This is a genomic window from Paenibacillus puerhi (assembly GCF_009846885.1).
Lineage (GTDB): Bacteria > Bacillota > Bacilli > Paenibacillales > NBRC-103111 > Paenibacillus_G > Paenibacillus_G puerhi.
The window spans coordinates 37,929-48,131 of the sequence record NZ_WUWM01000041.1 but is presented as its reverse complement, the minus strand read 5'-3'; the positions used below and the strand labels follow the sequence as shown (position 1 = coordinate 48,131).

Below are 10,203 nucleotides of genomic sequence, written 5' to 3'. Positions count from 1 at the left end.
TCTTTCATGGCTACTGCCAGCTTTTCAATTTCTTGTTCATGTGTCATTCTGATCTCCGCCTTTTCGGTCCTTTGATATCTTTTACCCGATTTGTGCGGCTCTCAATTTTATGAGTTCAATCTATATAGACTGAAAAATATAGTGATAGACTAGGAAAATATAGTTGCAGACTGAGAAAATAAAGTATTTTCTTAGTGCTTAGGTTAAGATAAGTCTCTTGTTTAAGCACTACATGCTACCCGCGTACGTTCTTTAGTAGGTAATTGGAAATGGAATATAATGAGGAGGACGTAGCCCCCCGAAGGCGCAGGAACGTTTTTTTTATTAAACGGGCAGCATAGCTCAACGAACGACAACAGATAAGCTCATCGCTTCAGCTAAGCACTCAAAACCGTCATGGAAATGGGAATAGAAAAAGGAATCACTGAAACCTATGCTCGTCTCGCCGAACATCTGGAATCCGTTCTATAAATCAGCAAAGTCGTACGGTGGACAGCCGGCGGCTTATTTATTATTAAATTTTTTTGCCTTATGTTGCACCCTGACATAATGTTGTCAAGGTGGGTGGTTTAATATCAGTAATGTAAGCAAGACAAACGACAACCCATTCGAGGAGGAAAATCAAATGACCACTATTAACCCAAGTTCTTACGATGTAAGTGCAGCGATCCAACCATTTCATATCGCCGTGCCGCAGGATGATCTTGATGATCTTCGGTATCGCCTGTCCCGGACGCGGTGGCCTGAAGCGATGAACGAGGGCGGCTGGAAATACGGCGTTTCGCTCGACTACATAAAAGAGTTCGCTTCATACTGGCAGAATGAGTACGATTGGCGGAAATACGAGGCACAATTGAATGAGTATCCTCAGTTTATAACTACGATCGATGGAGCTCAGATACATTTCATACATGTTCGCTCGCCGGAGCCAGGTGCATTTCCATTACTGCTTACCCACGCTTGGCCCAGTTCGATTGTCGAATTTCTGGAATTGATCGGCCCGCTTAGCGATCCGCGCAACCACGGCGGCGATCCGGCGAATGCTTTCCATCTCGTCATTCCTTCCGTTCCCGGATTCGGCTTCTCTGGCCCGGTGCTCGGCTCGGGATGGAATATTGCCCGCATTGCAAAGGCGTGGGATACGTTAATGAAACGTTTGGGATATACAGAGTACGGAGCACACGGCAGCGACTGCGGCGCTCTTGTATCGAGAGAGCTTGGTATACAAAAGCCGGAAGGCCTTCGCGGCATACATGTGCTCCAGCTATTTTCTTTCCCTTCTGGAGATCCTGCCGAGATGGGGGAGTTATCGGAAGAAGATCAGAAGCGGCTCCAATTTCTGGCTAATTTCCATGAACGGGCGGGCTTCAATTCCATCCAATCAACCCGGCCGCAGACGCTCTCCTACGGGCTTGCGGATTCGCCGGCAGGTCAGCTCTCTTGGATAGCCGAGTTATTTAACGGATTCGGCGATCATGTGGACTTTATTGACAGGGATGCATTCCTGACTAACGTCACTCTGTACTGGCTGACCAATACGGCAGAATCGTCCGCCCGGTTATATTACGAGAACGCTCATCAACAACAGGAGCCGCAAGGACCGAATACGACTCCGACAGGAGTGGCAGTGTTCGGACATGACTTCAAATCGATGAAACGGTTTGCCGAACGCGACAATACAAATATTGTGCAATGGTCGGAATTTGAGCGTGGCACCCACTTTGCCGCTATGGATGCGCCGGATCTTCTGATTCCCGACATCCAGTCATTCTTCAGCCGAATCCGCTGAGATAAACCAAGATGACGATAAACGAGATGGGAGCTGTTGCACATGAAAAGAGTGGAAAAAGTAAGAATCAAAGAAGAGCAGACAAGTGAGCCTGTCAAAGTACTAGGCAAGCGTGCATTGAATCGTGCGTTGCTTGCCAGGCAAATGCTGCTGAGCCGTGTACAGCTCCCGGTCTTGAAGGTCATCGAGAAACTGGTCGGCATGCAGGCGCAAGCTCCGAATGCCCCTTACTTCGGTCTATGGTCCCGCATGGAAGCCTTTCGACATGAGGAACTTAGCCAACTATTGCGGGACAGACAAGTTGTGCGCATGGCACTAATGCGCTCGACCCTGCACTTGGTCTCCACCCATGATGCTTTACAGCTGCGCCCGTGGGTGCAGAGTGTAATGGACCGCAGTCTGAACGGCGCTTTCGGTAAGCAACTTAAGGGGATAGACACAGATGCGCTCTCCACCGCCGGGAGAGCATGGGTCGATAAGGAGCCGATGACGTTAAGCGAATTAGGGAGACGCCTTTGCGAACAGTGGCCGCAGCTTAACCCGGAGACTGCTGCGTCCGTGATTCGGAATCGGGTGCCGCTTGTGCAAGTACCGCCGAGGGGGATATGGGGCGAAAGCGGCCAGGCGGTGCATACATCAGTCGAAGCATGGCTAGGCAGACCTCTCTCTGCTAATGCTGAAACAGAGTGGATTATAAAGAGATACTTGGAGGCGTTCGGGCCGGCAACGATGAAGGATATTCAAGTATGGTCGGGAGTGTCGCGTTTAAATGAAAGTATCGATTCCCTTCGTCCGGAGCTTGTCACGTTCCGTGATGAACTGGGAGCGGAATTATTCGATTTACCGGATGCCCCCCGCCCAGATGCCGAAACACCGTCAGTCCCGCGGTTCCTCGGCGAGTTCGACAACATGTTGTTGTCTTATGCCGATCGCAGCCGTATTATCGATGAAATGTATCGCAAACGTGTATTCACTGCAAACGGGATCGTCAGGCCAACCATTCTCCTCGACGGTTTCGTCACCGGAACCTGGAAGTTGACTCGTGAACGATATCGTACTGTTTTGTGTATAGAACCCTTTCGCAAACTCTCTGAACAAGATCGGGATGCCTTATCATATGAAGGAAAGGGGCTTCTCCAATTTGCCGCATCCGATGCCCCTTCCCATGATATTTGTTTTCATTGGCCGGAAGGGGATTAGAAGGGTTCCAGTTTATGGTGTAGAATATGAGTAAGGCAGAACACACACATTTGCAGGATTCCCGGATTGGAGGTCGTCCCATGAAGTTGGATCGTTTACTCGCGATAACGATGACACTATTGAATCAGCCGCGCGTAAGTGCAACCGAACTAGCCAAACGCTTCGAGGTTTCGATGCGCACGATCTACCGCGATATGGAAGCGATCAATCAAGCCGGAATTCCCATTGCGTCTTTTGCCGGATCGGACGGTGGGTATGAGATCATGCCGGGCTATCGATTGGATAAGCAAGTGCTTTCTCTGGAAGATTTCTCGTCGATCTACTCCGCGCTGCGCGGGGTGCGCTCCGCAACGGATCATTCCGAAATAGACCGGTTAATTGAAAGAATTGGCGCATTAATGCCTGCTCATACGAAAGCTACAGATCAAGTTTATGTCGATCTTGATTTCAAGCCGACGCCTAACGATAAAGAGCATATCGGGCTCTTGCATCAGGCAATCAGAGATTTAGAAATCGTCCGGTTCATATATTTGGACAACAAGGGAGCGGAAACCGAGCGCAAGATCGAACCGATGGGTCTCTTTCTCAAAGGCTATGTCTGGTATGTGTACGGCTACTGCCTGACCCGAATGGACATTCGTGTGTTTCGTTTGTCACGCATCGATCTGCTAAGGATTTTGCCGGAGCATTTTGTTCGCCGGGATTATACACTGCAGGACGTTGAACGGCAATTTATGAGCAAAGCCGATTTTGCAAAAGTGCAGGCGGTTCTGAGGTTCCAGCCGGAGGCTAAAACTCGGATCCGTGACGAGTTCGGCTTCGACCAAGTTATAGTGAACCCTGACGAAACCTTGTCGTTGACCACTCACTTCTCATCCATGGACCGGGCGGTTCGGAAAATGATGAGCTACGGTAGTCTTGTGAAGGTGCTGGAGCCCCCGGCATTAATAGCGGAGATGCAGCGGGAGATCCGAAGGATGGCCGAGCTGTACGAGCTTCAAAACTTGCCTTGTTAGTCCGTTATAGAATCGAAAGGAAACTTCATAAAACTCCAAAAGGATTCAATTAATACCGAAAATTTTGATGCCAAAAAGCGTGTTGCTGATTCCGCTAACGGGGACGTTAGCTTAATGGCCAGCGGCAGTCTAGGACTTATTTTCTCGTCCTGGGCTGTCGCTGTTTCTTTTTCTAGGGTTAGTCAAATATTTTATTTTCTGCTGACCTTTTTCATATCATGCAAATTTAGTCCGCTCTTGACACGCCTACGACAGCTTCGGATAAGAAAGGGGAAGCTTCCTCATGGCGTCTGTGATTATGCTCAGCACGAGATAATCACGGAACCAGCGGTGATCGGACGGTATGATGAACCAGGGGGCATGTCTGGCGCTGCAATGCTCGAACACATCCTCATGAGCCTGGCGATAGGCTTCCCAATAGTCGCGCTCCGCCAGATCAGAGGGGTCGAACTTCCAGGCCTTGGCCGGATCGGCGAGCCGCTCGCGGATCTTGCCCAGCTGAAATTCCTTGGAGATATGCAGGAAAAATTTCAGAACGACGGTATCGTGCCCTGCAAGCAATTCCTCGAAATGACGTATCGATTCGAACCTCCGCTTGGCTTCCTTCTTATCGATCTGTCCGTGTACGCGCGTAATGAGAACCTCTTCATAATACGATCGGTTAAAGGCCGTAATAAAGCCCCGGGCCGGCGTCTCCCGATGGGCTCGCCACAGGAAATCATGAGCGGCTTCCTCGGGATTCGGCTTCTTGAAGGAAACGGCTTGGAATCCGTGGGGGTTGAGTCCGCCCAGTACATGTCGGATGGTTCCGTCTTTCCCGCTGCAATCCATACCCTGAAACACCAGAAGCAGCGAGTAGGTCTTCTGGGCGAATAATTGCTGCTGAAGCTCGTCCAGCTCTTCCCGCAGCTTCGCAGACTGCTCGCTCACATCCTCTTTGTTCTTGATCAAGCAGGTGTCGGCGGGGCTATAATCGCTCAGCCGTTTTTCCTTGCCAGGCTTCCATATGTACGTTTTGATCATCCCTGCCGACCTCCCGGGCTCAACTCAATTAGCAGAATCTGCTCTTGGACATTACCCGGCCGAAGCCGGCTTTAAACCTCTCCCCTTCAGCTTAGGCAGACTCGGCGCATAAGGATGCGTGCTTATCCGACCGACAAGCAGCAATCAGAAAAAGCAGGGCCTGCGCCCTGCTTGATCCGTACAGGATTGGGCGTCAGCCCGGTTCCTGTCATCTGCTATTCGTTAACGTTTGCCCGAATCGAACACTTCTCCCGCTGCCTTAGGCGCCTGAGACGACTTGGAGAATACCACAAGCGCGATAAGGGTCACCACATAGGGAAATACCTTTAAGATGATCGGCGGAATGACAGCGAGCGTCGGAATCACCTGGGAAACGTTCGCTATTGTGCTCGCGAAGCCGAAGAACAGCGTTGCCGCCAGCACACCGAGCGGCCGCCATTGACCGAAGATCAAGGCCGCCAATGCCAGGAAGCCCAGTCCCGCTACATTCCCGGTAAACTCTCCGGCGATCGTTACGATCAATATGCCGCCGCCAAGCGCAGCGAAAGCTCCCGAGATCATCACTCCGATGTAGCGCATCTTTCTCACATTCACGCCGGCTGCCTCCGCGGCTTGCGGATACTCCCCGCAGGAGCGCAGGCGAAGGCCGAAGGCCGTTTTCTTCAGGATAAAGGCGCTCAGAACGACCACCGCCAGAATGATCCAGGTCGTCAAGTAGGTCTTCGTAAAGAAGAGGTCGCCGATCACCGGGATCTTCGAGAGCCACTTTACATCGAAAGGCGAAAGCCCGTTCTGAATCCGGATATTGCCGCTTCCCGTCATATTCCGGGCCAGGAAGACGGTCAATGCGCCCGCGATCATGTTGATGGCCGTGCCGCTGATCACCTGGTTCGCGCTCAAGTTGATGCTCGCAAACGCGTGGAGCAGGGAAAATAGCAGACCCGCCAGCGCGCCGGCGGCCAAGCCGAGCCATACGTTTAGCGGACTATCCGGGTACAAGCCATGGAGCTTGACGATGACGAACGCGGTCACGAAGGATCCGACGACCATAAGCCCCTCCAACCCGATATTGACAATCCCGCTTCGTTCACTGAACAAACCGCCGAGTGCGGTAATGAGGAGGGGGATCGTAAACATGATCGCATACGGGAAAATCTGCTGAATCGTTGTCCACATACCGCTACTCCCCCTTCCCCTTGGCTGTGCCCGCAGGCTCTGATTTCCTTCTTCTGGCGATGAACCAGCGGATTAATCTATCCATCAGCACGCTCGTCGCCGCAAAATAAATGATAATCGCAATAATCGAATCCGCAATCTCGGGCGGAATTTCCGTCATGGCATTCATAAAGCCTCTGCCCGAGTACAGCAGCCCGAAGAACAGCGCAGCCAGCAGGACGCCGGCCGGAGCGTTTGCCCCGAGCAGAGCGACGGCAATCCCGTCGAAGCCTTGCGTCGGCAGCTGACCGATCTGTATATTCGTGGCGTTGCCCGTATAATGCGCCACGCCCGCAAGGCCCGCGAGACCGCCCGAGATGACCATCGACAGCACCACGCCGCGGTTCACCGCAATCCCCGCATACTCTGCCGCGTGCTTATTGTAGCCCACTGCTTTCAGCTCGTAGCCAAGCGTCGTCTTGTTGATAATAAAAGCTATGACGATCGCCGTAATGACGGCCAGAAACAAGCCCAGATTGATGTAGGAGCCACCGAACATCTCGGTCAACACCGGCACGCGGAGCGTGGCTGCCTCCGGCAGCGGCCTGGACTCTGTCTCCAGAAACTCCGCCTTCAGATAGGCGGGAACCGCGTAATAGATCGTCCAGTACGCGATCCAGTTCATCATAATCGTCGATACGACCTCATGCACGTTATACTTCGCCTTCAGCACTCCGGGGATCAAAGCCCATAGCATCCCGCCCACGATACCCGCAAGTACCATCAGCAGAAGCAGCAATGGTCTGGCTACATCGAGATTCAGCCCGACCGCCGTCGCGCAGAAGCCGCCGAACAGCATCTGCCCTGCCGCTCCGATATTAAACAAGCCGGTCCGGAAGGCGAACGCTACGGACAGTCCCGTAAAGATCAGCGGCGTGCCCGTAGCCAGCGTATTGCCGAAGCGCTCGAGATTTTTCAAGCCTCCCTCGAACAGATAGGTATAGCCGAGCAGCGGGTTGTGTCCCGTCACCATCATCAGTACGGCGCCTGCCAGCAGGCCGAATACGACGGCCATCAGCGAAATGGCGATATTCCTCATCCCGTTTCCCCCCGTTTAACGCCGGCCATCATGAGGCCCATTTCATTTTCTGTCGTCTCCGCCGTTAGCACCGTGTCTACAAGCTCCCCGTTGTTCAAGACAGCTACCCGGTCGGTCACATTCAAGATTTCGTCGAGCTCCAGCGAGACGAGCAGGACCGCATTGCCTTTGTCGCGGTGTTCGATCAGCCGCTTATGGATGTATTCGATCGACCCTACATCCAGTCCCCGGGTCGGCTGAACGGCTATAAGCAGCGTCGGATTCAGTTCGATTTCACGCCCGATAATCGCCTTCTGCTGGTTCCCGCCCGACAGGGATCGGGTCACCGACACAGCACCTTCGCCTGACCGCACATCGTAGCTTGATAAGATTCCCTCGGTGTAGGCGCGAATCTTCGGCTTATTCAAAATTCCGTTCTTCGAGAAGGGAGGCCGGTTGTAAATCTCCAGCACCATATTCTCCTCCAGCGAGTAGTCGAGCACCAGCCCCCGCTTCTGTCTATCCTCCGGAATGTGGCCGATACCGCTTTCAATGCGGCTTCGGATCGACAGGTCCGCGATGCTCGCCCCTTGGAATTCGATCATTCCCGACTCAATCCTGCGCAGTCCGGTGATTGCCTCCACAAGCTCGGATTGCCCGTTGCCGTCGACCCCCGCTATGCCGACAATCTCACCTGCCCGCACCTCCAGGGAAACGGACTTCAGACCTGGAACGTTCTTGGCTTTATTCACCGTCACGCGGTCCAGCTTCAGCACCACGTCGCCCGGACGGCTTGGGGACTTATCTACTTTAAAGGAGATTTGACGGCCGACCATCATCTCGGCCATCGTCTGCTCGCTTGTTGTCGCGACATCGACCGTTCCGATCGTTTTGCCGCGGCGGATAACGGTGCAGCGATGGGCCGCCGCTTTTATCTCCTTCAGCTTATGGGTGATGATAATGATGGATTTGCCTTCGGCAATCAGGCTTCGCAGGATGTTCATCAGCTCATGAATCTCCTGCGGGGTCAGAACAGCCGTAGGCTCGTCCAGGATAAGCACCTCCGCGTCGCGATACAGCATCTTCAAAATTTCCACCCGCTGCTGCATACCTACGGAGATGTCTTCAATCTTGGCATAGGGGTCCACATTAAGCCCATACCGTCTGGACAGCTCCTCAATGCGCTTGGCTGCGTTCTTGAGATCCAGCGTGAACCATCTGCGCAGCTCGTTGCCGAGCATGATGTTCTCCGTCACGGTAAAGTTGCTGACCAGCTTGAAATGCTGATGCACCATACCGATGCCCAGCTTGCCGGCTACGTTCGGATTAGCGATTTTGGTCTCCTGCCCGTTGACCTTGATGACCCCGCGGTCCGGCTGGTACATGCCGAACAAGATGCTCATCAGCGTCGACTTGCCCGCCCCGTTCTCGCCGAGAAGCGCATGAATTTCCCCTTTTTTTAGCTGCAGGGTAATATCGTCATTGGCTACAATACCGGTGAATTCTTTCCTAATCCCGAGCATTTCGACTACATAGTCCATCAATGTCTACTCCTTCCCAAACCGCGCCCCGGGTTTACCGGTTCAGTTTAAAAAAAGAGACGGCAGGTCCCGTCTCTTCGGTTGATTCGTTTCAATGGATGCTTGGCCAAACTCCGGTTACTTGATCAGAGAGCCTTTTTCAGCTGAGACTTTGATCTCGCCGCTCTTCAGCTTGGCCGTCAGCTCCTTCACCTTGGCAACTGTCTCGTCGCTCAGGTTAGGGTTCTTCTCAGGAATGCCGATGCCGTCGTTCTTCGCATCGAAGGTCAAGGTTTGGCCTCCAGGGAATTTGCCTTCCTTCTCTGCCTTGACCATGTCATAGGCTGCATGATCGATCTTCTTCATAGCGGATGTGAGGATAATCGACTTGCCGTCTTTGTATACGCCGTCGGCAAACTGATCGACGTCTACCCCTACGATCCATGCCGTTTTACCCGCATTGGCCCGGGTTTTCGCTTCATTAATAGCACCGACGCCGACGCCGCCCGCTGCCGCAAAGACAACCTTGACGCCCTTGTCAAACATCTGGGCAGCCAACTGAGAGCCTGCCGCAATATTATCGAAGCTGCCTTGATAGATTACGTTCTCCGGCTTGATGGTCAGCTTTGTGCCCAGCTTCTCGTTAGCGTAGTTGACGCCCTGCTGGAAGCCCCAGTTGAACTTCTGTACCGCCGGAATCTCCATACCGCCGATAAAGCCCGCTTCGCCTTCCTTCAGCTGAAGCGCGGCAGCCGCGCCGGCCAGAAAGCCGGACTCGTGTTCCGCAAAGAAGATCGCTACCGTGTTTTCCTTCACGACCGGCTTGTTGTCGCCCGCATGAGGAGCGCCGTCGATAATGACGAACTTGGCATCCTTATACTTGTCCTGCGCTTTGAAAATCGCCGTTTCAAACTTAAAGCCGGGTGCGCCAATAAATTTGAATCCGGCATCGTACAGATTTCCGATTTCCTTCAGATACTCCGCTTCCGTCGTTCCCGCAGGCTTCAAATGTCTGGTTTTCAGCCCGAAGTCCTTGCCTGCTTTCTCCAGTCCTTCCCAAGTGCCCTGGTTGAACGACTTGTCATCGATCGTACCGGCATCGGTTACCATGCCTACCTGGAACTTCGCCCCCGCTGCCGGGGTGCTTGTCCCTCCTGCGGGCTCCTGCTTACCTTCGCCGCCGGAACCGTTGTTGCCGCAGCCGACGACGGCCGACATCATCGCGCTTACAATGGCCAATGAGATTAACCCTTTTTTCATGTGATCTACCCCTTTTGTATAATAGTGATAAATGTGTTGCCTCTGAGCGCTTGGCACAGTCCTTATAAATTTACTCCAAAACGTGACGCCAGTACAACCCCCTGCCCGATTATTTTGAACAAGGTTCTAAACAGACGGACACATCCTTGCCACCGGGAACAA

Annotated in this window: 8 protein-coding genes; 3 read left to right on the top strand and 5 right to left on the bottom strand. The window is 53.0% G+C overall.

All coding sequences use genetic code 11. The annotated features are described in order from the left end of the window. Positions 1-625: 625 nt before the first annotated feature. The 3 genes from GSF01_RS26395 to GSF01_RS26385 all read left to right on the top strand — a co-directional run bounded on the left by GSF01_RS26395 (position 626) and on the right by GSF01_RS26385 (position 4,005). The gene (locus GSF01_RS26395; RefSeq protein ID WP_159888252.1) at positions 626-1,789 is read left to right on the top strand and encodes an epoxide hydrolase family protein; all 1,164 of its coding nucleotides are present in this window, start codon (positions 626-628) and stop codon (positions 1,787-1,789) included. 42 nt (positions 1,790-1,831) lie between these two features. Next, positions 1,832-2,989, top strand: a complete 1,158-nt coding sequence (locus GSF01_RS26390) for a winged helix DNA-binding domain-containing protein (protein ID WP_159888251.1) — start codon at positions 1,832-1,834, stop codon at positions 2,987-2,989. 80 nt (positions 2,990-3,069) lie between these two features. Then, positions 3,070-4,005: a helix-turn-helix transcriptional regulator gene (locus tag GSF01_RS26385; RefSeq protein WP_159888250.1), complete on the top strand. Its 936-nt coding sequence runs from the start codon at positions 3,070-3,072 to the stop codon at positions 4,003-4,005. Between the two features lie 246 nt (positions 4,006-4,251). Here the strand turns inward: GSF01_RS26385 and GSF01_RS26380 are convergent, their stop codons facing one another. From GSF01_RS26380 to GSF01_RS26360, 5 genes are all read right to left on the bottom strand, one after another. After that, entirely contained in the window at positions 4,252-5,028 is a 777-nt protein-coding gene (locus tag GSF01_RS26380; RefSeq protein WP_159888249.1) for a PPK2 family polyphosphate kinase, read from the bottom strand. Between the two features lie 222 nt (positions 5,029-5,250). Continuing rightward, positions 5,251-6,204 carry an ABC transporter permease gene (locus GSF01_RS26375; RefSeq protein ID WP_159888248.1) on the bottom strand — a complete coding sequence of 318 codons (954 nt, stop codon included), beginning with the start codon at positions 6,202-6,204 and terminating at the stop codon, positions 5,251-5,253. Between the two features lie 4 nt (positions 6,205-6,208). Continuing rightward, complete coding sequence (locus tag GSF01_RS26370) at positions 6,209-7,282, bottom strand: ABC transporter permease (RefSeq protein ID WP_159888247.1); 1,074 nt, start codon at positions 7,280-7,282, stop codon at positions 6,209-6,211. Beyond that, the gene (locus tag GSF01_RS26365) at positions 7,279-8,802 is read right to left on the bottom strand and encodes an ABC transporter ATP-binding protein (RefSeq protein ID WP_159888246.1); all 1,524 of its coding nucleotides are present in this window, start codon (positions 8,800-8,802) and stop codon (positions 7,279-7,281) included. Before GSF01_RS26365 ends, GSF01_RS26370 begins: the two co-directional genes overlap by 4 nt. A gap of 117 nt (positions 8,803-8,919) precedes the next feature. Next, a complete protein-coding gene (locus tag GSF01_RS26360) occupies positions 8,920-10,041 on the bottom strand; it encodes a BMP family lipoprotein (RefSeq protein ID WP_159888245.1) in 1,122 nt (373 codons plus the stop codon). Between the last annotated feature and the right edge of the window lie 162 nt (positions 10,042-10,203).

Coding starts and splice junctions, on each gene's coding strand:
- GSF01_RS26395 (WP_159888252.1), top strand. CDS start 626: ATGACCACTATTAACCCAAGTTCTTACGATGTAAGTGCAGCGATCCAA.
- GSF01_RS26390 (WP_159888251.1), top strand. CDS start 1,832: ATGAAAAGAGTGGAAAAAGTAAGAATCAAAGAAGAGCAGACAAGTGAG.
- GSF01_RS26385 (WP_159888250.1), top strand. CDS start 3,070: ATGAAGTTGGATCGTTTACTCGCGATAACGATGACACTATTGAATCAG.
- GSF01_RS26380 (WP_159888249.1), bottom strand. CDS start 5,028: ATGATCAAAACGTACATATGGAAGCCTGGCAAGGAAAAACGGCTGAGC.
- GSF01_RS26375 (WP_159888248.1), bottom strand. CDS start 6,204: ATGTGGACAACGATTCAGCAGATTTTCCCGTATGCGATCATGTTTACG.
- GSF01_RS26370 (WP_159888247.1), bottom strand. CDS start 7,282: ATGAGGAATATCGCCATTTCGCTGATGGCCGTCGTATTCGGCCTGCTG.
- GSF01_RS26365 (WP_159888246.1), bottom strand. CDS start 8,802: ATGGACTATGTAGTCGAAATGCTCGGGATTAGGAAAGAATTCACCGGT.
- GSF01_RS26360 (WP_159888245.1), bottom strand. CDS start 10,041: ATGAAAAAAGGGTTAATCTCATTGGCCATTGTAAGCGCGATGATGTCG.